A 26,919-nucleotide genomic window follows, 5' to 3' on the forward strand; every position below is an offset into this window, starting at 1 on the left:
CTTATCGGACAGCCTGCAGGGATTGACCCGCGGACATCAATTCCAGCCGTCGCTCGATGGCTGCAAGCACGCCAGCGGCGTCCAGGCCGCACTCGGTCAGCAACTCACTGTGTTTTCCATGATCAATAAAGCGGTCGGGCAGCCCCAGGTGCAGGATGGGCTGGACGATGCCTTGCTGGTTCAGATATTCCGCTACCGCGCTGCCTGCGCCGCCGGCGATGGTGTTTTCTTCCAGAGTCACCAGCAGGTCGTGTTCATCGGCCAGTTCCCGCGTCAGGGCTTCATCCAGCGGTTTGACGAAACGCATGTCCGCTACGGTGGCATCAAGCGCTTCGGCGGCCGTCAGTGCAGTTGACAGCAGGGTTCCGAAATTGAGAATGGCAACGCGCTTGCCTTCACGTACCCGGCGCCCCTTGCCAAGAGGCAAGGCCTGGAGTTGCGCCTGGATCTCGCTGCCAGGGCCGCTTCCCCGCGGGTAGCGGACGGCGGCGGGGCCTGCGTGGAGCAGTCCGGTGTGCAGTAGCTGGCGGGTCTCGTTCTCGTCCGAGGGCGTCATGACCACTATGTTGGGAATGCAGCGCAGGTAGCTGATGTCGAAGGCGCCGGCGTGGGTAGGGCCGTCTTCGCCGACCAGTCCGGCGCGGTCGATCGCAAAGAGTACGTCCAGGTTCTGGATGGCAACGTCGTGCACCAGCTGGTCATAGCCCCGCTGCAGGAAGGTGGAATAGATGGCCACTACCGGCTTGGCGCCATCGCAGGCCATCCCGGCGGCCAGGGTGACGGCATGTTGTTCGGCGATGGCGACGTCATAGTAACGCTCAGGAAAACGGCGGGAGAAGGCGACCAGGTCAGAGCCTTCACACATGGCCGGCGTGATGCCGACCACCCGTGGATCCTGCTCGGCGGCATCGCACAGCCACTGGCCGAAGATGTTGGCGTACTTGGGGCTGGCTGGGGCCTTGGCGGCCACCGCTGTCGGCTTCTTTTCCGGTGCCGGGTCAATCTTGTTGATGGCGTGATAGCCGATCGGATCAGCCTCGGCCGGCGCGAAGCCCTTGCCTTTCTTAGTCACAACGTGAAGGAACTGGGGGCCATCCAGTTCGCAGATGTTTTCCAGGGTTTCCACCAACAAGGGCAGGTCATGGCCGTCGATCGGGCCGATATAGTTAAAGCCCAGCTCCTCGAACAGGGTGCCAGGAGAAATCATGCCCTTGACGTGTTCTTCGGTCTTGCGGGCCAACGCCATCAGGTTGGGGGCGCCCTGGAGTACCCGTTTGCTGCCATCTCGCATCTGGTTGTAAGTGCGGCTGGCCAGCAGCTTGGCGAAGTAGTTCGACAGGCCGCCCACGTTATGGGAAATCGACATGTCGTTGTCGTTCAGGATCACCAGCATGTTGGCGCGCAGATGGCCCGCGTGATTCAGGGCCTCAAAGGCCATGCCGGCGGTCATCGCGCCGTCACCGATCACCGCGATGCTCTTGCGGGGGCTCTGCTGCATTTTGGCAGCAACGGCCATGCCCAGAACGGCGCTGATGGAGGTGCTGGAATGACCGACGCCGAAGGTGTCGTAATCGCTCTCACCCCGTTTCGGAAAGCCTGCCAGGCCACCCTTCTGACGGATGCTGCCCATACGCTCACGACGGCCGGTCAGGATCTTGTGGGGGTAGGCCTGGTGGCCAACATCCCAGACCAGCCGGTCCTCCGGAGTATTAAACACATAGTGGAGGGCAACGGTCAGCTCGAGAACCCCCAGCCCGGCTCCGAAGTGGCCGCCGGTCTGCCCAACGGACCACAGCAGGAAGGAGCGGAGTTCCCGGGCCAGTTGAGGCAACTGATCGGCGGACAGCAGGCGAAGCTGGTCGGGCGTATCAATCCGGTCCAGCAGCGGGGTATTGGGGCGCTGGGGCGGGATTTCCTTGAAGGTGTAAGTGTCCTGCATTCGCTTGGTCTTTTCCGGTGGTTCAGCTGTTACACAATGCCAACGTCGTATTATACGGGATGAAGGGTGGGACTTTCATACCGAATGTTGCATGTTCGACGTGCTGGGCCTGTAAAGCGCTTAGTGGGAACGTACCACGATGTAGTTGGCGATGGCCCGCAATGGGTCGGCGTCCGCACCAAAGCCATCCAGCTGCTCCAGTGCCCGGTGCAGCAGGGTGGTCAGGTGTGCTCTGGCACCGTCAATGCCCAGCAGGGCCGGATAGGTGGGCTTGTCACGGGCAAGGTCTGAGCCCTGTGGTTTGCCGATAATCTCGGTGTCCCCTTCGATATCCAGCAGGTCGTCCTGAACCTGGAAGGCCAGACCAAGGGCCCGGGCATAGTCGGTCAGCCGTTCCAACTGGTCAGCAGATGCCGGGTCTGCGGTCATTGCGCCCAGGCGAACGCTGGCTTCGATCAGTGCGCCGGTCTTGTGGCGGTGCATGGTTTCGAGGGCGTCAATGGTCAGGGATTTTCCGACTGAAGCCAGGTCAATGGCCTGACCGCCAACCATACCGGCCTGGCCACTGGCGCGGGCAAGCTCCGAGACCATGCGGAGGCGGGTAGCGTCACTCAGTCCCGGTGCCTCGGCCAGCCAGCCAAACGCGCAGGTTTGCAGGGCATCGCCGGCCAGGATGGCCGTCGCCTCATCAAAGGCGATATGGACCGTGGCGCGTCCACGCCGAAGGTCATCATCATCCATCGCTGGGAGGTCGTCGTGGACCAGGGAATAGGCGTGGATGGCCTCCACTGCGCAGGCCGGAACCAGGGCCTTGCCGGCATCCTGGCCCATGGCCTGGGCGGCTGCCAGGCAGAGCGCGGGACGGATGCGCTTGCCGCCGCCTAGAAGGCTATAGGACATCGCTTCCTGCAGACGCAGGGAAGGCGCCGGGCTGTCACTCAGCAGTCGTTCCAGTTCAGTGTCGACCTGAGCCTGGCAGCCTTCAAGAAAGGTCAGGGCAAGGGTGGGCGTGTCCTGCATCAGAGCGTGTCGTCCGGAGTAAAAGGTTTGGTTTGCAGGCCGCCATCTTCCAGCTGTACCAGTTGTTCAATCCGCTGCTCGGCGGATTTCAGTGCCTGCTGACAGGTTCGGGTCAGCTTGACGCCACGTTCAAAAGCGCTCAGGGACTGCTCGAGGGACAGCTCGCCCTGTTCCAGATCCCTTACCAATTGCTCGAGATCGTTGAGGGATTTTTCAAAGTCGGCGATGGATGTTGTGCTTGGCTGGTCAGCCATAATGCCGGTTCTCCGGTTGATCGACGGAATTGCGCGGATTATATCAGAGGTTCCCGCTGCCAGCAGAACACTCGTTGGCCGTCACTGGTCCCTTCCGGTGTCCACGACTGCTCAGTGACGGTCATCTCGCCGTCACGGCGCAGGGTAACAATGGTGCTGGCGCGTGTGCCGTAGGTCGGTGCACAGATAAAAGCTGGTGACAGGAAGCGCTCCGTGGCTACGCCGACCCCTGTGTCGGGCAGCGCTGAGTCTGGCGCGGGTGTGGTGTCCTGCAGGAGCGTGATCAGGTCCTCGTGCAGGGCCCGGGTATCGTGATTGCGCTCCCGCGACAGTCGGGTTGCCACGGAATTGCGCAATCGCAGCAGCTTGGGCCAGGGACTTTGCAGCAGGTGGTTGCTGAGGCCAAAGATACCGCGATGAATGTGGCGGCCGGGGTGGGCGTCGCGGTTGCTGTAGTACCAGCCTGAGCCAGGGGCAAGATGAATCAGATTGAAACCGGAGTAGGCGCCGGGCTCATTGGCCAGTGCATGGTGCATCGAGTGGTGCCCGGTAACCAATGCCCGCAATGGCAGTTCGCCCCGGGAGCGCTGTCCGGATTCCGGCGTGCCTTCCCGGACATTGGTCACGGCCGCCACTGCCCCGTCACGGGAAACCGCGAGCCAGGTGCCCCGGGATTGCAAATCCTGCCCGGCAAGAACATTGTCTTCTGGCCACCAGTGCATGGCGGCGGTTGGCCGCTGGTGGAATTCATCGCGGTTGGCGGCGACCACCAAGGGGAAGTCCGGGTGCTGGCCAAGCGAAAAGACAATCAGGCACATCTGGGCAAATCCTTGGGGCTGCGAAGAGATTGGTAATGAGGCCAGAGATGATAATCACGGCCTTGCTTGTGTATCATACCAGCCTTCCCGACGTTGGCAGGATGTGAAGTCGAATGACGCTGGTGACTCTGTTTGTAATCTATCTGGTATTGGGCGCTTTTGCCGGAACCCTGGCGGGGCTGTTCGGTATTGGCGGCGGTCTGGTGATCGTGCCGGTACTGATCTTCAGTTTCGGGCTGCAGGGCGTTGACCCCGGGGTGGCTGTCCATCTGGCCGTGGGTACGTCTCTGGCAACCATCGTGTTCACGTCCATCAGTTCAGTGCGGTCCCATCACGCCAAAGGCGGTGTGCGCTGGGATGTGTTTCGGCCAATGACGGCAGGTATTGTTGTTGGCGCCATGGTGGGGGCCTGGACGGCCTCTTTGCTGAGCGGTCGGGCGCTGGAGTTGATCATCGGCGTGTTTGTTATTCTGGTTGCGTTGAAAATGCTGCTCGGCGTCGACCCCAAGCCTGAGCGGGATGTCCCGGGTACCGGCGGGCTGGTTGGCGCGGGGGCGGGCATTGGCTGGGCTTCCGCCATCTTCGGTATCGGCGGAGGCACACTGACGGTACCGTTCCTGAGCTGGTGTAATGTCCGCATGCAGCAGGCGGTGGGGACCTCCGCGGCCTGTGGTTTGCCGATTGCCATTGCCGGCGCTTCCACCAATGTGTTGACCGGTTGGCAGAACGCCCAGCTGCCGGAGATGAGTCTGGGTTATATCTATTTGCCCGCGCTGGTGGGCATTGTGCTGACCAGTGTCCTGTTTGCCCGTTTCGGCGCTAATCTGGCGCACCGCCTGGATGCGGCTCTGCTGAAACGGATATTTGCGCTCATGCTGATCATTATCGGTATTCGCTTCCTGTTCTGAACCAAAGAGGTTTTCGATGCTTCGTCATCCCCAGTTTGACCCGGTCGCCATCCAGCTGGGACCGCTGAAGATTCACTGGTACGGACTGACCTACCTGGTCGGTTTTGTGGTGGGTTGGTGGCTTGGCCGTATCCGCGCTCGCAAGCCCTGGTCGCCGATTACTGAGGAGCAGATGGGTGACCTGCTGTTCTACATTGCCCTGGGGGTGATCTTTGGTGGTCGTTTCGGCTATGTGCTGTTCTATAACTTCGACCAGTTTCTGCAGGATCCACTCTGGCTATTCCGGGTCTGGGAAGGCGGGATGTCTTTCCACGGCGGACTGTTGGGGGTGATGACGGCCATGTGGTGGTACGGTCGCAAGATCGGGCGAACCTTCTTTCAGCTTGCCGACTTTATTGCGCCGCTGGTGCCGGTTGGGCTGGGTGCGGGCCGCATTGGTAACTTTATAAACGGCGAGCTGTGGGGGCGTACCACGGATGTGCCCTGGGGCATGGTCTTTCCCCATGCGCCTGACCAGTTGGCCCGTCACCCATCCCAGTTGTATCAGTTTGCTCTCGAGGGGGTCGTGCTGTTTGTGGTGTTGTGGTGGTTTTCCGCCAGGCCGCGCCCGCGAATGGCGGTATCCGGACTGTTCCTGACGCTGTATGGATCCTTCCGTTTCCTGGTGGAGTTTGTGCGTCAGCCGGATACCCAGCTGGGCTACATTGCATTTGACTGGGTCACCATGGGGCAGCTGCTGTCCTTGCCAATGATCATTGCCGGCCTCGCGCTGGTACTGTTTGCTTACCGGAGAGATGCGAAATGAAGGCCTATCTCGACCTGATGAAGGACGTTGTTGATCACGGAAGCGATCGCGGGGACCGCACCGGGGTTGGTACCCGCTCGGTATTTGGTCGCCAGATCCGGTTCGATCTGGCTGAGGGCTTTCCGTTGGTGACGACAAAGAAGATTCACCTGCGCAGCATCATTTACGAGCTGTTGTGGTTCCTCAAGGGGTCCACGGACAATAACTGGCTGAAAGAGCGGAAGGTGTCGATCTGGAACGAATGGGCTCTGGACAATGGCGAGCTGGGGCCGATCTATGGCAAGCAGTGGCGCAGCTGGCAGTGCCCTGATGGCACCGTTGTTGACCAGATCAGCGAGCTGATTGAGCAGATTCGCAGCAAGCCTAATTCCCGTCGCCTGATCGTATCGGCCTGGAACCCTGCGGAACTGCCGGATGAGTCCATTGGTCCTCAGGCGAATGTGGAGCAGGGGAGAATGGCACTCGCTCCCTGCCACTGCCTGTTCCAGTTCTACGTCGCGGATGGCCGCCTGTCCTGTCAGCTTTACCAGCGCAGTGCGGACCTGTTTCTCGGCGTGCCGTTCAATATTGCCTCGTACAGCCTGCTGACCCACATGATTGCCCAGCAGTGTGATCTGGAGGTCGGAGAATTTGTGCATACCTTTGGTGACTGTCATTTGTATCAGAATCACCTGACCGACGAGATTGTGTTTGAGCAGCTCCGGCGTGAGCCAAGGGCACTGCCGAAACTGGTCATTCGTCGTCGGCCGGGCAGTATCTTTGACTATGAGTTGGAAGATTTTGAATTCGAGGGTTACGAGCCCTGGCCGCTGATTCGCGCGCCCATCGCCATCTGATCCGGAGAGCGTTATGAGAAAAGCCCTGATCGTCGCCATGGCCCGTAACCGGGTCATTGGCCGCAACAATGCGTTGCCGTGGTATTTGCCGGAGGACCTGCGTTATTTCAAGCAGGTAACCATGGGCAAGCCGATCATTATGGGTCGCAAGACCTGGGATTCCATTGGCCGACCTCTGCCGGGGCGCCTCAATGTGGTGATTTCACGCAATGAAGGCTGGCAGGCAGTGCCGGGAACGCGGGCTGCGGGCTCGCTGGACGCCGCGCTGGTGCAGGCAGAGGCTCAGGCTGAGCTGGATGGTATCGAGGAAGTGATGGTGATCGGTGGCAGTCAGATTTATGCCGAGGCGTTGCCGCTGGTCGACCGGATGTACATCACCCAGGTTCATGCGGAAGTGGCAGGAGATGCCTGCTTCCCGGAAATAAACTGGGATGAGTGGGAAGAAATCGGACGGGAGGATTTCTCCGCGTCCGATAACAATCCATACGACTACAGTTTTGTCGTCTATCAGCGGTTGCGGTCAGGCTGACGCGCTGCCGGCTTGCCCTTGTTGCCACCAGGACGGGGCGGGCGGCTCTTACCATCTTTGCGATAGCCGGATTTGTTCTTGAAGCCACCAGGCTTCGGGCCCCGGCGATGTTCACCCGGGCGTCCGCCCCGACGTTCACGCTGTTTCGGCGCCGCGCTGGGAATCGGCAGCGCTGCTGGCTGCTCCAGCGGCAGAGCGCCAGGTTGGGCGGCTTCCATACCACAGGCCAGAGCGCCTGCGATCATGGCGATATCCATGTCATTGCGCTCGGCAATCTCATCCAGCAGGGCCATGGCTTTGGCCAGCTTGGGATCGTCCACAAACGCCAGCAGCTGGGTTTCAAACTGCTGTTCCCGCAGCTTCTGCAGATCCGCCGGAGACGGCAGCTCGTAGGCTTCCATCGGTGAGTTGGTGGCGCGCTCCAGCGTCCGCAGCCAGCTGCGCTCGCGAGGGGTCACCAGCAGGATGGCCTTGCCGGTACGACCGGCACGACCGGTACGACCAACCCGGTGGATGTAGGCTTCGCTGTCGTAGGGGACGTCATAGTTGATGACGTGGGTGATCCGCGGTACGTCGAGGCCTCGGGCGGCAACGTCGGTTGCGATCACAATGTCTTTCTTGCCGCGTTTGAGGTCTTCCACGGTCTGTTCGCGCTGGCGCTGGTTAAGATCGCCATTCAGCGGGGCAACAGCATGGCCGCGAGCGGCGAGCTTATCGGCCAGCAGAGCAGTCTCGGCCTTGGTTCGAACGAAGATGATGGCGGCGTCGAAGGGCTCCACCTCAAGGATGCGGGTCAGGGCATCCAGCTTGCGCTCGGCGTAGACCGGCAGCATGAACTGGGAAATGCGATCCACGGTCCGGGTCTGGCTTTCAATCTTCACTTCCTGGGCATTGCTCAGGTAAGTCTGGGCCACCTTACGAATCTGGCCTGGCATGGTCGCCGAGAACAGCGCGCGCTGGCAGTCGTCCGGCGTTGCAGCGAGGATGGCTTCGACGTCGTCGATAAAGCCCATGCGCAGCATTTCGTCGGCTTCGTCGAGAACAAGCGACGACAGGGCATCCAGTTTCAGGGTGCCACGACGCAAATGGTCAAGTGTCCGTCCGGGGGTGCCAACGATGACCTGGGCGCCGCGTTTCAGGGCCTTGAGCTGCGGATAGAAGTCCTGGCCGCCGTAGATGGGCAGAACATGGAAGTTGCGGAAATGGCTGGCGTAGCTGTTGAATGCCTCCGCAACCTGAATGGCCAATTCCCGGGTCGGTGTCAGAACAAGGATTTGCGGCGCGTTAGACGTCGCATCGATGCGGCTCAGCAGCGGCAGGGCAAAGGCAGCGGTCTTACCGGTACCGGTTTGGGCGATACCCAGCAGGTTTTCGCCTTTTAACAGTACGGGGATGGCCTGGGCCTGGATTGGAGAAGGGGTTTCATAGCCAATGGCAGTGACGGCCTCCAAAACGGACGCATCAAGGCCGAGCTCGGCAAAAGATTGTGTTGACATCGAAATACTCGGGATTCGGAAGGTAGGTAAGGCATCAATGGATGATGCAAGCTGGCGACATTATAGCCGCTTTAACGACGCTTTAATACGTAAAACGGCCGCGCGGGCATAGGTAGATGCCGGGCCAGTCTTATGGCGAGGGCCAGGTTCGGGTTGGCTGGGGGTTTTTGTCCCCGGGATTTTTTATGGCGTTTGTGCCGCTGATTGCGGCCACGGCCGATAATACTCTCACGTTTCCAGGCAGTTGGGGGAGGCGTGCGACCTTCCGTGGGCTGTCGGCTGCTGCAGGTTTCCTTTGTTGGCCCTGTGATGCCGGGGGGCCTGCACATATTGAGGTCGAAGTAGTTCTCAATGGCAAGGCGCTCAGTTGTCAGACCGTGACGGTGTTTGGCTAGGCGGCGGATGCCGGGTTCAACTCCGCTTTGCAGGCATCCGTGATGATGCGGGCAAACGCGGTTGGGGAATCTTCCTGCAGGAAATGGCCACCACGGAGTGTGATGTGGGGCTGCCCATGCGCACCGGGAATGCGTCTTTGCATATGACGGTCACCGCCACGGGTAATCGGGTCGCCACTGCTGAAACAGGTGATAAACGGTTTGCGCCACTTCTCCAGCGCCTGCCAGGCGATCCTGTTGGCCTCGCTGACCGGGTCGTGGGGCGATTTTGGCACCAGCTTCGGGAAGGCCCGTGCGCCGGCTTTGTGATCGCTGGTGGGGAATGGGGCCTCATAGGCAGCCAGTTCCCCTGTGCTGAGTGCGCGGGCCGTACCCAGCTGCACGATGCGGCTCACCGGAAACCAGGGGCTGTAGGTAGCAAAGGTTTTCCACAGACTGAAAGCGGCCGGGACCCGGGTCTCTCCGGTGGGCAGGGTGCCGTTGCCGACGATGATCCGGTCAAATTTGTCTGGGTGCTCCGCCACCAGGCGCAGGCCCAGCAAGGAACCCCAGTTCTGGCACACGAGGGTAATGTTGGTGAGCTCAAGTGCTTCCAGCCAGGAGGTCAGCCAGCGCATGTGGCTTTCGTAGCTGTATGCGTTCATCTCTGCCGGTTTGTCGGATTTTCCGAATCCGATCAGATCCGGCGCCAGTACCCGGTGACCGGCATTGGCGACCAGGGGGATCATGTGACGGTACAGATACGACCAGGATGGCTCGCCGTGCAGCATGACTACCGGGGCTGCCTCTTTGGGACCCTGCTCGACGTAGTGCATTCGCAGGTCCGGTTCGACATCCAGATAGTTGGGAGTGAAAGGGTAGTCCGGGAGGCCGATAAAACGGGCCTCGTCGGTTCTCAGAATTCGCATGCCATCGACTGTCCTGACTGAGTGGTAGCGCGACCATGAAAATAGGAGTGGTCGTAAAGTACTCAGGATAAATCAGATGGCGTCCAGTAGTGTTTGGTTTGCGTAACAGTGCGTAGGGTGTTTGCTTCAGGACGCGATTTGCATCGCACTTTGCGGATTGTCCAGCTTTGCCATGGCCGCATCGCAGCAATTCAGGGCGCCACAGTCATCGGCTGGGCACAGCGCCACAATCTGGCAAGCGATATCAAATCGGTTGTCGCCGTCGTTGGCGAACATTCTGGCTCGTGACAAAGTGGACTGACAGTGCCCGCATAGCAGGGTTGGTACCGCACTGCCGGGGGCCAGCGTGGCTTCATAGTGTTCGTGTATGGTCATGATATTTCCTCCTCGCAATGTATCAATGTACGGGGGTAATGTGACAATTCGTAGTCAGCCTGGCTTCTGGTAGGGACGGGACTCTGGATCAGTCTTCGGCGCCAGGCAGTGGACGGCGATTGGATCGTTTGTCGTCCCAGTCGAGTTTGCTGGGGTCGTACCAGCCCAGGTTCTGGCGTACCTTGTCGCGAGTGCTGGCGGACAGGGTCGGCCACAGGCTCTGGAAGTCTTCCAGCCCGAGATCCCGTTGGCGAATCTGCTTGCTTTGCAGGCGCCGGATGATGCGCGGCAGGTGAAGGGCCTCGCCCAGCTGGCCCGGAACCAGGACGTCCTGGCCCATGACCTTGCGTCGATGGCGTCGCGCCGCCAGCACCTGCGTTAGCGAAATAGCCGCTTCCAGCGCGGTCTCGATGGTAAAGTCTGTGGTATCCAAACCCCTGACCTGTTCTGAGGTTGCTCAATAACCCACCACTATACCCTCAACAACGCTTCCGTTGCCATGGGGCCATGGTAGGCTAGGAGCCGGGCCGGAGTCCGGCTCTTCCCCCATGAAACGTCGATTGAGAAGGATGTGCACGGAATGTACGAAAAGCTGGAGCGGCGAACGTTTCTCGCCATGCTGGTGCTGGTATCACTGGCCTTTGTGTTTTTGATGAAGCCATTTACCGGGCCTATTTTCTGGGCGGTGGCCATTGCCCTGATTTTTCACCCGGTTCAGCAGTGGATGCGGGGCAAGGTGGGGGATCGGCCCAACACGGTGGCGTTGATGACCCTGACCTTGTGCATGGTGATTGTGGTGATTCCGGTTATTGTGCTGGTGTCGTCCCTGGTGGCCGAAGGGGTTTCGCTCTATCAGCAGATCCAGAGCGGTGAACTCCAGCCGGGTGAGTATCTCGACAAAATCAATCAGTCGTTTCCCGCGATCCAGTCGCTGCTGTCGCAGTTTGACATCGATTTTTCCGGGCTGAGGGAGCGGGCGGTCAATGCGGTCGTGGGGGGCAGCCAGTTTCTTGCAAAACAGGCGCTGGGCGTCGGTCAGAACACGTTCCAGTTTTTCCTGAGCCTGGCGTTAATGGTCTATCTCGCCTTCTTCCTGCTCAGGGACGGCTCTCGCCTGGTTGAACTGCTGATCAAGGCGCTGCCCCTGGGGGATGAGCGTGAGCGTCTGCTGTTTGCGAAGTTTGCGGAGGTTACCCGGGCTACGGTGAAAGGTAACCTGCTGATTGCCATTATTCAGGGCGCCCTGGGTGGGCTGATCTTCTGGGTGCTGGGTATCAAGGGCGCGCTGCTATGGGGGGTGGTGATGGCCGTTGTCTCCCTGCTGCCTGCGGTCGGGGCGGCTATTGTCTGGGTGCCGGTGGCGATTTACCTCGCTGCCATTGGTGACATGGTTGCCGCCGCCGTGCTGACCGCGTTTGGGGTCATCGTGATCGGGCTGGCGGATAACCTTCTGCGGCCGATCTTTGTCGGCCGGGATACCAAGCTGCCTGACTACATGGTGTTGCTGTCCACGCTGGGCGGCATCGTCATGTTTGGGATTAACGGCTTTGTCATGGGGCCGCTTGTGGCGGCGCTGTTCATGGCCTTCTGGGGTATCTTTATCCGCGAGTTCAGTGAGCATGACTCAGATCTGGCTCTGACTCAGGAGGCACGTGAAGAGGCTGACGACCGGGTGCCGGATTAAGCGCTGGGGGGATTACGTCTTGGGGGGGGCTGGCTCAGCGTTGCACTATTGCCGGCTTGAGATGAGAAAGCCAGGCGCCTGTTGGCGCCTGGCAAAGCGATCAGTCCAGCTTGCTCAGGTCCCTGACCGCGCCTTTGTCGGCGCTGGTGGCCAGCAGAGCGTAAGCCTTGAGAGCGGCGGAGACTTTCCGCGGCCGCGGTTGCTCGGGCTTCCAGCCCTTGGCATCACGTTCCTCACGGCGTTTATCCAGTTCCCGCTGATCCAGCTCGACATTGATGGAACGGTTGGGAATGTCGATCACGATGGCGTCGCCGTCCTCAATCAGACCGATAGCGCCACCGGCAGCGGCTTCCGGAGAAGCGTGCCCGATGGAGAGGCCAGACGTGCCGCCGGAGAAGCGGCCGTCGGTCAGCAACGCACAGGACTTGCCCAGCCCCTTGGATTTCAGATAGCTGGTGGGATAAAGCATTTCCTGCATGCCGGGGCCGCCTTTCGGGCCTTCGTAGCGGATAATCACAACGTCGCCTTCATGCACTTCGTCGTTCAGGATGCCTTGCACCGCGGCGTCCTGGCTCTCAAACACCCGGGCCTTGCCCTTGAAGACATAGATGCTCTCGTCCACGCCGGCGGTTTTCACCACACAGCCATCCTGGGCAATGTTGCCGTAGAGCACGGCGAGTCCGCCTTCCTGCGAAAAGGCGTTTTCCACGGAATGAATGCAGCCATTGGCGCGATCACCGTCCAGTGACGGCCAGCGGGTGTTCTGGCTGAAGGCGGTCTGGGTCGGAACGCCGCCCGGTCCGGCCTTGTACATTTCAATAACGTCGGGACTTGGCTGGCGCATGATGTCCCACTTGTCGAGGGCCTCGGCGAGGGTGCGGCAGTGAACGGTCGGGACGTCGGTCCTGATCAGGCCGCCGCGGTCCAGTTCGCCCAGAATGCCCATGATGCCGCCAGCCCGATGGACATCTTCCATGTGGTATTTCGGTGAGTTGGGGGCCACCTTACACAGCTGGGGTACTTTGCGGGACAGCTGGTCGATCTCGTTCAGGGTAAACGGCACACCGGCTTCCTGGGCCGCAGCCAGCAGGTGCAGGATCGTGTTGGTGGATCCGCCCATGGCGATATCCAGCACCATCGCATTTTCAAAGGCCGCCATGGAGGCGATGCTCAGCGGCAGCACACTGGCATCGTCTTGCTCGTAATAGCGGCGGGCATTCTCGACGATGCGGCGACCGGCCTCGAGGAACAGCGCTTCACGGTCAGCGTGGGTGGCGAGCAGAGAACCGTTGCCGGGCAGCGAAAGCCCAATGGCTTCGGTCAGGCAGTTCATGGAATTTGCGGTGAACATGCCGGAACAGGAACCGCAGGTCGGACAGGCGCTGCGCTCATACTCGGCCACTTCCTCGTCGGTGGCGTTGCTATCGGCAGCGATAACCATGGCGTCCACCAGGTCGAGCTTGTGCTCGGACAGCTTGGTCTTGCCCGCTTCCATCGGGCCGCCGGAGACAAAGATGGTCGGGATGTTCAGGCGCAGGGCTGCCATCAGCATGCCCGGTGTGATCTTGTCACAGTTGGAAATACAGACCAGGGCGTCGGCACAGTGGGCATTCACCATGTACTCGACGGAGTCGGCAATGATTTCCCGGGACGGCAGGGAGTAGAGCATGCCATCATGACCCATGGCGATGCCGTCATCCACAGCGATGGTGTTGAACTCCTTGGCCACTCCACCGGCGGCCTCGATCTCGCGACAGACCAGTTGGCCGAGGTCTTTGAGGTGGACATGTCCGGGCACGAACTGGGTGAAGGAGTTGGCGACCGCAATGATCGGTTTGCCGAAATCTTCGTTTTTCATGCCGGTTGCGCGCCAGAGTGCGCGGGCGCCTGCCATGTTACGGCCAGCGGTGGAGGTCTTGGAGCGATACTGTGGCATCGGGGTGTGATCTCATCTTCGTTGGTTCGAAAGTCAAAGCATACCAGATTCCACAGGCGCTGCAGCACCGCTCCTTCGACCAAAGCCGATGGTGGAAGTGCCTGGGCATCGCTACAATAGCAACTGTGAAAAACTTCACGCTTTTGAAGGAGCATGCTCATGGGTGGCCAGGAAAGCCTGCCAGTTCGCCGTCTCAAGCAATTTAATCCCCTTGGACGCCTTACCGATGAACAGCTGGTGATACTGGCCAGCCGGGTCGAGCGCAAGTCGTTCTCTCCGGGCCAGCGCGTGGCTGAACGCGGCATCCGGGATGGTCAGGATCTGTTCCTGCTTTCGGGGGTGGTGGAACTGGAGTCAGCGGACGGTCGTAAGTCCACGGTGACCGCAGACACTGAAACGTCCTTCAATGCCATCGCCCGGTTGCAGCCACGGATGTACGATGTGGTGGCGGTGGAAACCTGCGAATTTGTCGTGGTTGATCAGGATATCCTCAACCAGTTGCTTCGGGCCGCGCCGATGGAGCAGCTGGAGATGGCGTCCGAGGAGCAGGATGCAGACGGAGACGACAACCACCAGTTGCTGATGGAGTTCTACTCGGAGCTTCGTTCCAATCAGATCTACCTGCCCAGCGTTCCGGATGTCGCCTGGAAGGTCCGTCGCATGGTCGACAGCGAAGACTCGACGGCGGAACAGATAGGCAATGCCATTACCGCCGACCCGGCCATGGCTGCCAAGCTGGTGCGGGCCTGCAACAGTCCGCTCTACCGTGGTTTCAGTGATGTCCGTAACGTGCGTGAGGCGGTGGTGCGGCTGGGCACCAATACCACGCGTCAGCTGGTGACTGTATTTGCCCTCCGTGAGGTATTTCAGACACGTCAGCCTATACTGCAGAAAGAAATGGAAAAACTGTGGCAGCATTCCCGGGAAGTGGCGGCACTTTGCTGGGTACTGGCAGACAGTGCCACCCGGATCAATCCGGAGGAAGCCCTGCTGGCGGGCCTGCTCCATGATATCGGTGTGGTTCCGGTGCTGGTTCATGCCGAGGGTCACGTCAACCTGTTCGCTGATGAAGTGAATCTTGGTCGCGCTCTGACAGAGTTGCGCTCTGATGTCGGTGCCGAAGTTCTGGAGAACTGGGGGTTTCCGGCGACCTTTGTGGAAGCGGCCCGTCATGCGGAAAACTGGGAGTATGAGTGCGCCGATCCGGACCCGCAGCTGGTGGATCTGGTGATCGTCGCCCAGTTACATGCCATGATTGGCTCCGGTAACGGGGCTGGGCTTCCGCATTTTGAGGAAATGCCGGCGTATCGGCGCCTTGGTGAGCTGGAGCTCAATGTCTCCAGTAGCCTGAAGATCCTAACCGAAGCCCGTGCCCGGGTTGAGGAAGTGCAGAAGCTGCTGTCGATTCACTGATCACAGGCAAGCAGGCCTGGTGACCGTGGGTGGACTGCCGCTGGTTCGTTGACAGACCCATCTCCCCCGGCGGTGAGTCCCGGCAATGTTGTGTTGTCTGCCGTTGTGGAGTGCAGTGATAAGTGACCAGATCCGCTATGAATGTACCGTTGTTCCCGTTGAATTCCCTGGTGCTCCCCGGAGGCCGGATACCTCTGCAGCTGTTCGAGCCCCGCTACATTGACATGCTGACCCGTTGCCTCAAGGAAGATCGCGGCTTTGTGATCGTATTGTTGCGGGAAGGCCTGGAAACCAGCACGTCGGTGGCGTTTTACGACATTGGCACCTATGTCCGCATTATCGATTTCCAGCAGCTCGATAACGGCTTGTTGGGCATTACCGTGGAGGGCGAGGCCAAGGTTGCGGTGGCGAACTGCTGGCAGGCAGGGGACGGCCTTAACATGGGCGATGTCGAATACCTGCTGGACGAACGGTCTGCGGCGATTCCCGATGAGTTTGCCGAGCTTCCGGAGGTGCTCAGGACGTTATTTCGACATCCGGTGGTGAACGATCTCAATATGGAGGTGGATTACGAAAATGCCCGGGATGTGGGGTGGAGGCTGACGGAGCTGTTGCCCATCGATACTCGCGACAAACAACGACTGGCAGAACTTCAGGATCCGCTCGACCGGCTGCGTCGGTTGCAGGATCTGCTCGATGGCATGGACTAGTCCCGAAGCGGTCTAGTTCAGGGCCTGGTAGGCGGTGACCGCCTCAGACCAGGTCATGCCAATATAGCTGGCCACCACTGCCAGCCATAGCGCCGTCGCCGCGGCAAAAGTGCTTTCAAAGCGTAGCGGAATCTGGTCGTAACGGCTGAAACTTGCCCGCACCAGCCCGCAGATCGCCAGACCCAGCAGTAACCCTCCGAGAACATCACTCAGCCAGTGCACGCCAAGGTAGAGGCGGCTGACCGCAACCGCCAGCATCGGCAGGCTGAATATAAGGTAGGTGCGCCAGCGGTGCGCACTGATCTGTTCCCTTGCGATAAAGCTGGCAATCAGCCCGGACAGAACGGCAATGCCGGCGGTGTGTCCGCTGGGAAAGGCGCCTGAGGCTGGAGGTTGTGCCACAAGTTCCGGTCTGGGTAAGCCCAGGCCATTCTTCAGTAGCGTGACCACAACATAGCTCAGAACCACCGCCCCGAGTATGTGCGCGGCAGCAGCGTAGTACCCCCGAAAGCCAAAGGCCAGCACCGCAATGAGTCCTGCGGATAGCAGCATCGACATGTCCCCGAGGCCACTGGTCAGCACAAATAACGGATCCAGCAGCGGGGTACGCAAACGGGCGAAGAATTGTGCGGTGGCCTGATCGATGCCGCCGAGCAAAGGAGTGTAGGCCACGAGCAGGCAAAGCAGGGTGAACAACGCGCTGGCGGCGCCGGCAAGAATCAGTGAGGGCAGGGGGAACTCGCCGCCGGTGGCGGGACGATGACTGGTCATTTCCCGCCAGAAGCGATGGGTGCTGTTGTAACGACTCATCCATGCATTTAACCGGCGATAGACGGCGCTGCTGTTGCTCAGTCCGAGTTGTATCCGGAACAGCAGCAGGTAGACCAGCGCCAGGGTTGCCAGGGTCGCGCCAAGTATCGGATAGAAATGTCGGGGCAGTTCGACAGCGTGTTCAAGGGTGCTGCCCACCAGGTGGCCGGGAGCCACGTAGGCAAAGGCCCAGCCGATGGCAGAAAACACATTGAATGCCAGAAAGCGGCGCCAGGGCATCTCCATCGCGCCGGCGACCAGCGGGATCACCGGCCGGATTGGCCCGACAAAGCGGCCAATCACCACACTTTTTCCGCCGTGATCAAGGAAAAAGCTTTCGCCTTTGTTCAGCAGGGCCGGGTAGCGATTGAATGGCCAGACGCTGTGCAGACGGCCTTGCAGGCGGCGGCCAATCCAGAAGCTGAGACCATCGCCCGCAATGGCGCCGAGCCCCGCCCAAACCAGACCATCCGTCAGCGGGAGTCCGGTTTTTCCGGCCAGTACCGACACCGCGAACAGGATGGCAACACCGGGCACCAGAATGCCGGCAATGGCCAGTGACTCCAGGAAGGCGGTAAAAAACAGGGCAAACACCAGCCAGCCGGGGTTGGCCGAAAGCCAGTCTATAAGGGCTGTCAGCCAATCAGTGCTCATGCCCCGATCACGTCCCCCTCGGCGAACGAAATCGAGTCATGGCCGCGTTTCTGGGCCTGTTTCAGGGCGAAGTCCGTGCGCTTGCGCAAGGAATCCGCCAGAGTGTCGCGCGGGCTTCGGGTTGCGCAGCCCAGGCTGATCGTTACCCGTCCGACCACGGGCCAGTCCTTTTCGCCAATGGAGCGGCGAATGCGCTCGGCAATAACCCGAACGCCTTCTTCCGGGGTGAACGGCAGGATGAGAAAGAATCTGCCATCGTCCAGGGTATACAGGGTATCGCCCGCCCGAATGACACCAAACAGATGTTGGGTTGCTTCCCGGTAGAACGCGGTCAGACCGGCCGGCCCGTGCAGATCCCGGGTTTCGTCAACGTAGTCCAGGGCCAGGGAAATGACCGACAGCGGGTGTCCGGTGGCCTGACAGCGACTGATTTCCTTCTGAAGGGTTTCATCCAGAAAGCGGGCGTTGTGGGCGCCGGTATTGGGGTCGGTAATTGACAGATCCTCGGCCGACTGGGTCATGTGGTCATAGTGCCAGATATACAGGGCACCGGTACTCAGCAGGATGATGGCTGCAAAGACGATCAAAGCGGCGTCGGCTAGCGGTTCGCGGCCAATCAGGAAGATGCCGAGGACAACCGTGACCAGCAGCGACAGAGCCAGCCCCTGGCGAAGCGGCAGAATCAGCAGATTGAGCAGAATCACCGGCAGGCACCAGTAGCTGATATCCGCCTGCTGTAGCGAAAACAGAGCGATCAGCATCAGCGCGTTCAGTGCCGCCATCACAAACCGGTGACCGGGAGCTCTGAGTTGTTGGCGCCTGGCAACGGCGGTATAACCCATCCCGATAATGGTCAGGGCCGCGAGACCGCTCGCCAGGTAAAACAGGTCATAAAATCCATAGCGGAAATTCTGCACCGCCAGCATGGTGATAAACAGTGTCGCCAGGCCGTACCCGGTGAGGTGCGTATAGGTGCGCAGCCGGGTTTCTGTCATTGCGCTGATCCTCTGGCCTGGGTGACTTGGGCTTCTGACCAGGTGCTGTAGGACTGCACCCGGTTGCCTCCCTGTTGTTGGGCTCGCCGAAGGGCGTTCGCAGCGGATTGCTGCAGGCTGTCGGAATCATCGCCGATATTGAGTCCGGCGATGCCAGCGCTAACGGTGAGGTTCAGGCCGTGGGACTCGAGCAGGCTGCCAAGGCCCTTGCGGATGGTTTCCGCCGTGTGGGCAGCATCAGCGGTGGCGACGTTAGGCAGGATGACCAGAAACTGGAGATCGGCAACCCGGTAATAGGAATCGAAATCACGAAGCTGGGAGTGAAGGAAGCGGCCGATTCGCGGCAGGATCGCACGGATGTCCTCGTCCGGATCCTGGTCGCTGAGGTGAGAATCCAGACCGATCAGAATCAGTGACATGTCGGTGCCTTCGCGCTCGCTGCGCTGAATTTCCTTGTGCAGATCGGCTGACAGGTATTCCCGGCTTGCGGCCTGGGTCAGTTCATCGGTGCGGCGTAACGGTGCCAGTTGGCGGTTCTTGTATTCGCGCAGATAGACCAGGATGCCCGACAGTGCCAGGGTCAGCAGCATGGAGCTGATGAACTGGTGGCGTCCCGGTTCCCCGACGGCGGCCTGATTGGCGACCATGATGACAATCACGCAGATCAGGGTCAGCATGGCTCCCCAGCCGACCGGGAGCAGGCCAAATGCAATGAGTGGCATCGCATACAGCCAGTGGCCGATAGCCCAGGGCGGGTTCCAGAGACTGGCGAGAAGACTGGTCGCCAGTGCGATCAGCAGGATCCGGTTGAGTGTGCGCCAGGGCTGACGGGTCCGGCCGGGGCGAAAGGCTGGTGTTGTCCAGACCAGGGCTGCGGCGATCAGGGCGGTCGCTGCGGCAAGGACTGCGCCCTGATAGGCACTGAACAGGGCCAGCGCCACCAGCGCAATGCAACTGATTCGCGCAAACCGGCTCAGCAAAAATAGTTCGGCCATCTGGCCCATGGTGTCCGTCCTTTCCAACCTTCCATATTGCCCCAGCATACGCCAGGAATCGCTCCTGCGCGTATGTTTTGCGTACACTCGAAGTGTCTGTTAGCAGCGGTATAATAAAGCAACCATGCCATAAGTCTAACCGCAGATTCGGGATGGGCGAATATCTGTTGGGTGTTCAAAGCAGATGCGTGCCCGATGTGGACAGGTTAAAGTGGAAGATTGCGCCCGTTTTGTGGCGTGTTCGAGTAACAGGCTCTTTAGTTAACAGGCTCTCAGTTAAGGGTGTAATGATGGATATTGCTGGATACATGGTGGAAGTGGGCGAACAGGCACGGGCTGCGGCTGCGGTGGTTGCCAGATCGACGACTGCCATGCGCAACCAGGCATTGCTGGCAACAGCCGAGGCGATTGATGCCGCTCGCGGTGAGTTGGCCATGGCCAATACCAAGGATCTCGATGCAGGTCGTGAAAACGGCCTCGAACCGGCGATGCTGGATCGTCTGGAACTGACTCCGGCCCGTATCGACACCATGATTGAGGGGCTGCGTCAGGTCGCCGCATTGCCGGATCCGATCGGCGAGATTACGGACATGACGTACCGACCCTCGGGTATCCAGGTGGGCAAGATGCGGGTGCCCCTGGGCGTCATCGGAATCATCTATGAATCCCGGCCGAACGTCACCGTGGAAGCTGCCAGCCTGTGTCTGAAATCCGGTAATGCCACGATCCTCCGGGGCGGTTCCGAAGCCATCCATTCCAACCAGGCCGTGGCGGCCTGTATAGCGCGTGGCCTGGCAGCCGCCGGGTTGCCGGAAGCGGCCGTGCAAGTGGTGAAAACCACCGACCGTGCGGCTGTTGGCGAATTGATTACCATGCCGCGTTATGTGGATGTCATTGTGCCCCGGGGTGGAAAAGGGCTGATCGAACGCATCAGCCGGGATGCCCGGGTGCCGGTGATCAAGCACCTGGATGGCATCTGCCACGTCTATATTGACAGCCATGCCGATCCGGAAAAGGCGCTGGCCATTGCGGTCAATGCCAAAACCCATCGCTACGGCACCTGCAACACCATGGAAACCCTGCTGGTGGATCAGGAAATTGCCGAAGATATCCTGCCGTTGCTGGCCGAGGCGTTTGTCGCCAAAGGGGTTGAGTTGCGGGGCTGCGAGGCGACCCGTGCCATCCTGCCGGATGTGATCGCCGCGACAGAAGAGGACTGGGGTGAGGAATATCTGGCGCCGATCCTGGCGGTGCGGGTTGTGGATGGCCTTGATGGCGCCATTACCCACATAAACCGGTACAGTTCCCAGCACACCGACAGCATTGTGACTGAAAACTATACCCGGGCCCGCCGGTTCATCACTGAAGTCGATTCAAGTTCGGTCATGGTGAATGCGTCCACCCGCTTCGCCGACGGTTTCGAGTACGGCCTGGGTGCGGAGATCGGTATCTCTACCGACAAGATACATGCCCGTGGACCGGTCGGACTGGAAGGCCTGACGTCGCAGAAGTATGTGGTGTTCGGAGACGGCCACATCCGGAACTGATAGCGCATGAAGGTAATCTACGGTGGTACGTTCGATCCGGTGCATCACGGCCACCTGCGGCTGGCGGTCGAGCTGAGGGAGTTGCTGGCGGTGCCTCAGCTGTCGCTGGTGCCGTGTCATATTCCGCCGCACCGGGCCAGTCCCGGGGCCGGAAGTGAGGACCGTCTGGGGTTGTTGCGGCTGGCGGTTGCCGGTGAGCCGGGACTGGTGGTCGATGATCGCGAACTGTCGCGGGGCGGTGCTTCATACAGCGCCGAGACCCTGCGCCAGCTGCGGGCCCTGATTGGCCCGGATGAACCGCTGGTCATGGTGATGGGGACGGATGCTTTTGCCGGCTTCGATCGCTGGCGGGACTGGCAATCGATACCGGAACTGGCCCATGTACTGGTAGTGGCGAGGCCCGGAGAGGGGCTGAATCCGGATGGTATTCCTGCGGGGCTGTTGCGAACCCGGGGGTGCCGTTCGGTGAATGAGTTACGGTCCGCGCCCTGCGGCCTGTTTCTTTATCAGCATCTGCCGCTGCTGGATATTTCTGCAACCGCCATCCGCGACCGCATTCGTGAAGGCCGCTCGCCTCGCTATCTGCTTCCGGATTCGGTGTGGCAGGAGATCCGTCAGCGTGGATTGTACGAGTGCCCGGTGCACGATGACCGCTGACTCGGCACGGCGGGATTCCGTCTGCCGCCGGGCAATCTTTAGTGCTACAATCCCCGCTTGTACAGATAATCAGCGCCGGTGGACTCCTTCATTGGCCGCTTAACAGGGTGATTATGCAGGCAGAGCAGCTTAAAGATCTGGTGGTGAATGCGTTGGAAGACGTCAAAGCCCAGGATATCAGTGTGATTGACGTCAAAGACCGGACCAGTGTGTGTGACTATATGGTGCTCGCATCCGGTACTTCTAACCGGCACGTAAAGTCACTGGCAGATTCGGTGATTGAAGAGGCCAGGGACCAGGGGGTCCGCGCTGCCAATGTAGAGGGCGCGAACGTCAGTGACTGGATTCTGGTTGATCTTGGCGACGTGGTGGTTCACGTCATGATGCCGGCAACCCGGGAATTTTACGATCTGGAGCGTTTCTGGCGCGACGCCCCGGATCTGGGCGCAGCAGGCAGCGAGTAAGCATGCGGCTACGCATGCTCTGCGTCGGCCAGAAAATGCCCGACTGGGTGAACCAGGGCTACTCCGAATATGCCCGCCGCATGCCGGCGGAACTCTCCCTGGAACTCACCGAGATTCCCATGGCCCATCGTGGCAAGAACCCGGATATCCCCCGTCTGATGCAGAAGGAGGGAGAGGCGCTGCTGTCTGCGGCCGGTCCGCGGGATCGGGTGATTGCGATGGAAGTGGGAGGGCGCTCCTGGTCCACCGAGCAATTGGCCGGACAGTTGGAAAACTGGCAGCAGGACGGTCGTGACGTCTGCTTCATGGTGGGCGGGCCTGACGGCCTGCCGCTGGCCTGTCGTGACCGCGCTGACCAACTCTGGTCATTGTCCCCTTTGACCCTGCCGCATCCTCTGGTGCGCATTCTGCTGGCTGAGCAGCTCTACCGCGCCTGGAGTATCACCCGCAATCACCCCTATCATCGTGCCTAGGTAACGCCATGCCCTGGGGGGAGTTCAAAGACACGGCCGCTGAGCGGCGCCTTTTTCAGCGCCGGGCCCTGGTGGCCCTGGCCATGGTGTTGCTGCTGATTGGTGGGCTGCTTGCCCGCATGTACCAGCTTCAGGTGGTCGAGCACCAGACCTACATCACGCTGTCCGACAAGAACCGGGTACAGGTGCAGTCAGTGCCTCCGACCCGCGGGCTGATCTATGACCGCAATGGCGACCTGCTGGCGGAAAATCGTCCGGTGTTCAGCGTGACCATCGTGCCCGAGCGGGTGCCGGGTATGGAACAAACCCTCGCGGCGCTGATGGCATTGATTGCCGTCTCGGACGATGAGCTGGAGCGTTTCCAGCGACGGCTGCGAGAGCCGCGGCGGCCCTTCCAGGAACTGCCGCTGCGCTATGACCTGACCGAAGACGAAATTGCAGCCCTGGCCGTACACCGCCATGAGTTGCCCGGCGTTGAAGTATCGGCAGAACTGGTGCGTTATTACCCCCACGGTGAAATTACCTCCCACGCCCTTGGCTATGTCGGCCGTATCAACCGCGAAGAACTGCAGGACATTGATCCGGTCAACTACGCTGGCACCAACTACATTGGCAAATCCGGTATTGAGCGCTTCTACGAAGAGCAGCTGCACGGCCAGGTGGGTTATCAGCATGTTGAAACCAATGCCCGTGGCCGCACCCTGAGAGTGCTGGCGCGGGAAAACCCTGTGCCGGGTGAAGACCTCCGCCTGCATCTTGACCTGAGACTGCAGAAACTGGCGTACAAGCTGCTGGATGGGCGTCGTGGAGCGATTGTCGCTATCGAACCGGAAACCGGGGGGCTGCTGGCGCTGGCCAGTGTGCCGGGGTTTGATGCCAATCTGTTTGTAACGGGTATCAGTGTTGCCGCTTACCGGGAATTGAGCACATCCCATGACAAGCCGCTGTTCAACCGCGCTCTCCGGGGCCAGTACCCGCCGGGTTCTACCATCAAACCCATGATGGCGATAGCCGCCCTGGACAGTGGTGCGACGACCCGTGAGCGGACGGTCTGGGATCCGGGCTATTTCCAGCTCAAGGCCGGGGGGCGCCGCTATCGCGACTGGAAGCGGGGTGGTCATGGCTGGGTGGATCTGACGGAATCCATTGCCCAGTCCTGTGATATCTATTTTTACGATGCCGCTGTCCGTATGGGTATCGATACCATGTACGACTACATGTCCGCGTTTGGTTTTGGTGAAGATACCTCGCTGGATGTCAGTGGCGCATTGCCGGGGCTGTTGCCATCCCGGGACTGGAAGCAGGCCGTGCGTAACGAGCCCTGGTATCCGGGGGATTCGGTCAATATGGGCATTGGTCAGGGTTTCCTGCTGGCAACCCCGCTGCAACTGGCGACGGGTACCGCGGTTCTCGCCAATCGCGGGCGCTGGGCTCAACCCCGCTTGCTGATGGATGTGGACGGGGATTTGCCGCTGGATGAGGTGGTGCCGGAGCCAGCGCACTCGGATATCGAGCTGAACAACCCGAATGACTGGGAATTCGTGGCCGATGCAATGGCTGAAGTGATGCACGGCAGGACCGGAACCGCGCGGCGGGCTGCGGCCGGGGCTCCTTACCGGATGGCTGGTAAAACTGGAACCGCTCAGGTCTTCAGTCTGGCTCAGGATGAGGAATACGATGCGGAGGAGGTGCGGGAACGCTTGCGTGACCACGCGTTGTTTGTCGGTTTTGCCCCGCTGGATAACCCGAAAATCGCAGTGGCAGTGATTGTTGAGAATGGTGGCAGCGGCAGTGGTACTGCGGCGCCTGTGGCTCGGGCCATGTTCGATGCGTGGCTGTTAGGATTCCCTGAAGATCTCGACAGTGTTGAGGCCGGAATGCTGAACTTGGAGGGAGAGTGATGCGGGCAACCGGGTTTCTGGCACCGACGCCGGATCGTGGGTTGTCCAGGCAGAAGAGCATCTGGTCGGTCCTGCACCTTGATCCGGTGTTGTTAATGCTGTTGCTGCTGTTGGTCGGCGGTGGCCTTTTCGTGCTCTACAGCGGGGCCGACCGGGATTTTGGCATGATCAAAGCCCAGGGGATTCGCATGGGGGTGGCCCTGGTTGTGATGCTGGTGTTTGCCCAGCTCGACCCGTCCATCTACCGGCGTTGGGCGCCGTGGTTGTATCTTGTCGGGCTGGTGGCCCTGGTTGCGGTACTGCTGGTCGGGGTTGGCGCCAAGGGCGCCCAGCGCTGGCTGGCCTTGCCGGGGCTGCCGCGTTTTCAGCCTTCGGAGTTGATGAAACTGGTGGTGCCGATCATGGCCGCCTGGTTCCTGTCCCGCCATTTTATCCCGCCACGGTTGACCCACGTGGCTGTGGCTCTGGCTATCGTGTTGATCCCGATGGCCCTGATTATAAAACAGCCAGACCTTGGGACGGCGCTGCTGGTCGGTACTGCAGGATTGTTCGTGGTGTTCTTTGCCGGTATCAGCTGGAAACTGATTACGGCTTTTCTTGCGATGGTTTCGGTGGCCGCGCCGATGATGTGGTTCTTCGTGATGCGGGACTACCAGAAGCAGCGGGTGCTGACCCTGCTGGATCCACAAAGCGATCCGCTTGGCGCCGGCTGGAACATTATCCAGTCCAAGACCGCCATAGGTTCCGGTGGGTGGAGTGGCAAAGGCTGGTTGCAGGGCACTCAGTCTCACCTTGAGTTCCTGCCTGAGAGCCATACCGATTTTATCGTTGCGGTCCTCGCTGAGGAGTTTGGCTTTGTTGGCATGCTCGCTCTGCTGGGGCTGTACCTGCTGATTCTGTTCCGCTGCATGTATATCGCGGTCAATGCCCAGGATTCGTTCGGACGTCTGGTGGCAGGCGCGCTGACCATGACCTTCTTCATCTATATCTTCGTGAATATTGGCATGGTGAGTGGGCTGCTGCCGGTTGTTGGCGTGCCGTTGCCGCTGATCAGCTATGGCGGAACATCCAGTGTGACTCTGATGGCGGCATTTGGGGTATTGATGTCGATCCATACTCATCGCCGGATGATAACGGCGTAGCGCCCCGCAAGCCTCAGGTGGACACAGGGTAATGGTTGAGCGCATTGCCGCCATGTTAAGGTACCTTGTTTCGGCCCGAAGGCAGGCCCAATAGGTCGGGACGTGCGCTGACAGCGGTCTCTTTGTGGCACAGAGACCGTGGGTTAAGGTCCTGCGGCCCTGTTAAATGGGGACAATGCCATTGAACTCGGGGTGGCCTGCCACAACTTATACGTCACACCCGATATAATTATCATCTCCTGCAGAGCACGGCCGTGATGGCGTCGTCAGAGGCGTTGGCCGAGCAGGGTACCGAACAGGAAATCGCTTCGTCGTGAAGGTCATCAAATTGCCCCGCAGACACATTACCCTGCTTGTGCTGGCACTGAGCGCGGTTGTTCTGGCTGGCTGCGCCTCTTCACCTGATTCGTCAGGTTCGTCGCGTTATTCCATTGCCCAGGATCGGGCCCCTGCCGAGGGCTTTGATGCCTCCGGGCTGGCGGATGCGGTGCCGCGCTATGAACCGCCCCGGTCGGCGGGTAACCGCTCGCCTTATACAGTCTGGGGAAAACAGTACACGGTGATGAGTGATGCTTCCGGTTACGTGGAGCGTGGCGTGGCCAGCTGGTACGGCGAGAAGTTTCACGGACACAAGACGTCCAATGGCGAAGTCTTTGATATGTATGCGATGTCGGCGGCACATAAGAGCCTGCCGATTCCGGGGTATGCCCGTGTCACCAACCTGGATAACGGGCGCAGTGTGATCGTACGGGTCAATGACCGTGGACCTTTCCATGACGGTCGCCTGATTGACCTGTCGTATGCGGCAGCGATCAAGCTGGGCTACCAGGCTCAGGGTACTGCCCGAGTTGAAGTGGCTGCGATTACCGTGACACCCGATGGGGTCGTGCGGGTTGCCGGCGAGAACGCGCCGGCTCAGCCAGCGACACCAGCACCAACACCGGTTTCCACGGCAGGAACCCCGGGGCTCTTTGTACAGCTGGGCTCGTTTTCCAATGCGGGCCCCGCGAGAATGATGGCGGAACAGGCGGAAGCGCTGGTGCCATTTTCCGTCCGGGTGCGTGAGGTGGAGACCTCATCCGGACGTTATCACCGTGTTCAGGTAGGTCCTTTCCAGGATTCGGATCAGGCCCAGAGAACCCGGCAACAACTGGCTGATAGCGGCTTCGGTGAGCCTATCCTGCTCACGGATACCCGCTAGAATGACGAATGAACAGCGGGGCCGTGCCCGGCTGACAGCCTAATAAAACAGCAA

26 protein-coding genes are annotated in these 26,919 nt (G+C 60.2%); 14 read left to right on the top strand and 12 right to left on the bottom strand.

What is annotated here, in order from left to right:
- Window position 1: 1 nt before the first annotated feature.
- The 4 genes from dxs to BLV11_RS16145 all read right to left on the bottom strand — a co-directional run bounded on the left by dxs (window position 2) and on the right by BLV11_RS16145 (window position 4,031).
- Window positions 2-1,939 carry a 1-deoxy-D-xylulose-5-phosphate synthase gene (gene dxs / locus BLV11_RS16130; RefSeq protein ID WP_091816724.1) on the bottom strand — a complete coding sequence of 646 codons (1,938 nt, stop codon included), beginning with the start codon at window positions 1,937-1,939 and terminating at the stop codon, window positions 2-4.
- 120 nt (window positions 1,940-2,059) lie between these two features.
- A complete protein-coding gene (ispA, locus tag BLV11_RS16135) occupies window positions 2,060-2,959 on the bottom strand; it encodes a (2E,6E)-farnesyl diphosphate synthase (RefSeq protein WP_091816727.1) in 900 nt (299 codons plus the stop codon).
- Complete coding sequence (locus BLV11_RS16140; RefSeq protein WP_091816730.1) at window positions 2,959-3,213, bottom strand: exodeoxyribonuclease VII small subunit; 255 nt, start codon at window positions 3,211-3,213, stop codon at window positions 2,959-2,961. The genes ispA and BLV11_RS16140 overlap by 1 nt, the downstream gene beginning before the upstream one ends.
- Window positions 3,214-3,251: 38 nt before the next feature.
- On the bottom strand, window positions 3,252-4,031 hold the full coding sequence (locus BLV11_RS16145; protein ID WP_091816733.1) for an NRDE family protein: 780 nt from the start codon (window positions 4,029-4,031) through the stop codon (window positions 3,252-3,254).
- A gap of 113 nt (window positions 4,032-4,144) precedes the next feature.
- Between BLV11_RS16145 and BLV11_RS16150 the strand changes: the two genes are divergently transcribed.
- The 4 genes from BLV11_RS16150 to BLV11_RS16165 are packed head-to-tail and all read left to right on the top strand — an operon-like array spanning window position 4,145 to window position 7,109.
- A complete protein-coding gene (locus BLV11_RS16150; RefSeq protein ID WP_091816737.1) occupies window positions 4,145-4,939 on the top strand; it encodes a sulfite exporter TauE/SafE family protein in 795 nt (264 codons plus the stop codon).
- A 16-nt stretch (window positions 4,940-4,955) separates the two neighbouring features.
- Entirely contained in the window at window positions 4,956-5,744 is a 789-nt protein-coding gene (gene lgt, locus BLV11_RS16155) for a prolipoprotein diacylglyceryl transferase (protein WP_091816740.1), read from the top strand.
- Window positions 5,741-6,580 carry a thymidylate synthase gene (locus BLV11_RS16160; RefSeq protein ID WP_091816743.1) on the top strand — a complete coding sequence of 280 codons (840 nt, stop codon included), beginning with the start codon at window positions 5,741-5,743 and terminating at the stop codon, window positions 6,578-6,580. The genes lgt and BLV11_RS16160 overlap by 4 nt, the downstream gene beginning before the upstream one ends.
- A gap of 13 nt (window positions 6,581-6,593) precedes the next feature.
- Window positions 6,594-7,109 (top strand): dihydrofolate reductase, encoded by a 516-nt coding sequence (locus BLV11_RS16165; protein ID WP_091816746.1) that lies wholly within the window; start codon window positions 6,594-6,596, stop codon window positions 7,107-7,109.
- Here the strand turns inward: BLV11_RS16165 and BLV11_RS16170 are convergent.
- The 4 genes from BLV11_RS16170 to BLV11_RS16190 all read right to left on the bottom strand — a co-directional run bounded on the left by BLV11_RS16170 (window position 7,088) and on the right by BLV11_RS16190 (window position 10,716).
- Window positions 7,088-8,605 carry a DEAD/DEAH box helicase gene (locus BLV11_RS16170; RefSeq protein ID WP_091816749.1) on the bottom strand — a complete coding sequence of 506 codons (1,518 nt, stop codon included), beginning with the start codon at window positions 8,603-8,605 and terminating at the stop codon, window positions 7,088-7,090. The genes BLV11_RS16165 and BLV11_RS16170 overlap by 22 nt on opposite strands.
- 391 nt (window positions 8,606-8,996) lie before the next feature.
- Window positions 8,997-9,908: a haloalkane dehalogenase gene (locus BLV11_RS16180; protein WP_091816755.1), complete on the bottom strand. Its 912-nt coding sequence runs from the start codon at window positions 9,906-9,908 to the stop codon at window positions 8,997-8,999.
- Window positions 9,909-10,034: 126 nt separating this feature from the next.
- Complete coding sequence (locus BLV11_RS16185) at window positions 10,035-10,283, bottom strand: hypothetical protein (RefSeq protein WP_091816758.1); 249 nt, start codon at window positions 10,281-10,283, stop codon at window positions 10,035-10,037.
- An 88-nt stretch (window positions 10,284-10,371) separates the two neighbouring features.
- Entirely contained in the window at window positions 10,372-10,716 is a 345-nt protein-coding gene (locus BLV11_RS16190) for a hypothetical protein (RefSeq protein WP_091816761.1), read from the bottom strand.
- Window positions 10,717-10,863: 147 nt separating this feature from the next.
- On the opposite strand from BLV11_RS16190, the gene BLV11_RS16195 reads away from it, so the two are divergent.
- Window positions 10,864-11,967, top strand: coding sequence for an AI-2E family transporter (locus tag BLV11_RS16195; RefSeq protein ID WP_091816765.1), 1,104 nt, complete (start codon window positions 10,864-10,866; stop codon window positions 11,965-11,967).
- Window positions 11,968-12,067: 100 nt separating this feature from the next.
- On the opposite strand, the gene ilvD is transcribed toward BLV11_RS16195, so the two are convergent.
- Window positions 12,068-13,903: a dihydroxy-acid dehydratase gene (gene ilvD, locus BLV11_RS16200; RefSeq protein WP_091816768.1), complete on the bottom strand. Its 1,836-nt coding sequence runs from the start codon at window positions 13,901-13,903 to the stop codon at window positions 12,068-12,070.
- 159 nt (window positions 13,904-14,062) lie between these two features.
- On the opposite strand from ilvD, the gene BLV11_RS16205 reads away from it, so the two are divergent.
- Both BLV11_RS16205 and BLV11_RS16210 read left to right on the top strand, forming a co-directional pair.
- Window positions 14,063-15,316, top strand: coding sequence for an HDOD domain-containing protein (locus tag BLV11_RS16205; protein ID WP_091816771.1), 1,254 nt, complete (start codon window positions 14,063-14,065; stop codon window positions 15,314-15,316).
- Between the two features lie 122 nt (window positions 15,317-15,438).
- Complete coding sequence (locus tag BLV11_RS16210) at window positions 15,439-16,026, top strand: LON peptidase substrate-binding domain-containing protein (protein WP_245726056.1); 588 nt, start codon at window positions 15,439-15,441, stop codon at window positions 16,024-16,026.
- A gap of 12 nt (window positions 16,027-16,038) precedes the next feature.
- Here the strand turns inward: BLV11_RS16210 and BLV11_RS16215 are convergent, their stop codons facing one another.
- From BLV11_RS16215 to BLV11_RS16225, 3 genes are read right to left on the bottom strand one after another with little or no spacing between them, the layout of a single operon-like run.
- Window positions 16,039-17,490: a bifunctional DedA family/phosphatase PAP2 family protein gene (locus BLV11_RS16215; RefSeq protein ID WP_091816776.1), complete on the bottom strand. Its 1,452-nt coding sequence runs from the start codon at window positions 17,488-17,490 to the stop codon at window positions 16,039-16,041.
- Window positions 17,487-18,485 carry a GGDEF domain-containing protein gene (locus tag BLV11_RS16220; RefSeq protein WP_091816780.1) on the bottom strand — a complete coding sequence of 333 codons (999 nt, stop codon included), beginning with the start codon at window positions 18,483-18,485 and terminating at the stop codon, window positions 17,487-17,489. Before BLV11_RS16220 ends, BLV11_RS16215 begins: the two co-directional genes overlap by 4 nt.
- Window positions 18,482-19,480 (bottom strand): GGDEF domain-containing protein, encoded by a 999-nt coding sequence (locus tag BLV11_RS16225; RefSeq protein WP_342707457.1) that lies wholly within the window; start codon window positions 19,478-19,480, stop codon window positions 18,482-18,484. Before BLV11_RS16225 ends, BLV11_RS16220 begins: the two co-directional genes overlap by 4 nt.
- Window positions 19,481-19,770: 290 nt before the next feature.
- On the opposite strand from BLV11_RS16225, the gene BLV11_RS16230 reads away from it, so the two are divergent.
- The 7 genes from BLV11_RS16230 to BLV11_RS16260 all read left to right on the top strand — a co-directional run bounded on the left by BLV11_RS16230 (window position 19,771) and on the right by BLV11_RS16260 (window position 26,865).
- The gene (locus BLV11_RS16230) at window positions 19,771-21,027 is read left to right on the top strand and encodes a glutamate-5-semialdehyde dehydrogenase (RefSeq protein ID WP_091816787.1); all 1,257 of its coding nucleotides are present in this window, start codon (window positions 19,771-19,773) and stop codon (window positions 21,025-21,027) included.
- A 6-nt stretch (window positions 21,028-21,033) separates the two neighbouring features.
- Window positions 21,034-21,684 carry a nicotinate-nucleotide adenylyltransferase gene (gene nadD, locus BLV11_RS16235; RefSeq protein WP_091816790.1) on the top strand — a complete coding sequence of 217 codons (651 nt, stop codon included), beginning with the start codon at window positions 21,034-21,036 and terminating at the stop codon, window positions 21,682-21,684.
- Window positions 21,685-21,797: 113 nt separating this feature from the next.
- A complete protein-coding gene (gene rsfS / locus BLV11_RS16240; protein ID WP_091816794.1) occupies window positions 21,798-22,148 on the top strand; it encodes a ribosome silencing factor in 351 nt (116 codons plus the stop codon).
- 2 nt (window positions 22,149-22,150) lie between these two features.
- Window positions 22,151-22,621: a 23S rRNA (pseudouridine(1915)-N(3))-methyltransferase RlmH gene (rlmH, locus tag BLV11_RS16245; protein ID WP_091816798.1), complete on the top strand. Its 471-nt coding sequence runs from the start codon at window positions 22,151-22,153 to the stop codon at window positions 22,619-22,621.
- Window positions 22,622-22,629: 8 nt separating this feature from the next.
- Complete coding sequence (gene mrdA / locus BLV11_RS16250) at window positions 22,630-24,522, top strand: penicillin-binding protein 2 (RefSeq protein ID WP_091816801.1); 1,893 nt, start codon at window positions 22,630-22,632, stop codon at window positions 24,520-24,522.
- Complete coding sequence (gene rodA, locus BLV11_RS16255; RefSeq protein WP_091816804.1) at window positions 24,522-25,664, top strand: rod shape-determining protein RodA; 1,143 nt, start codon at window positions 24,522-24,524, stop codon at window positions 25,662-25,664. The genes mrdA and rodA overlap by 1 nt, the downstream gene beginning before the upstream one ends.
- A gap of 322 nt (window positions 25,665-25,986) precedes the next feature.
- Entirely contained in the window at window positions 25,987-26,865 is an 879-nt protein-coding gene (locus tag BLV11_RS16260; protein ID WP_245726059.1) for a septal ring lytic transglycosylase RlpA family protein, read from the top strand.
- Window positions 26,866-26,919: the final 54 nt, after the last annotated feature.

Origin of the sequence: Marinobacter mobilis (genome assembly GCF_900106945.1) — a bacterium.
Taxonomy (GTDB): Bacteria; Pseudomonadota; Gammaproteobacteria; order Pseudomonadales; family Oleiphilaceae; genus Marinobacter; species Marinobacter mobilis.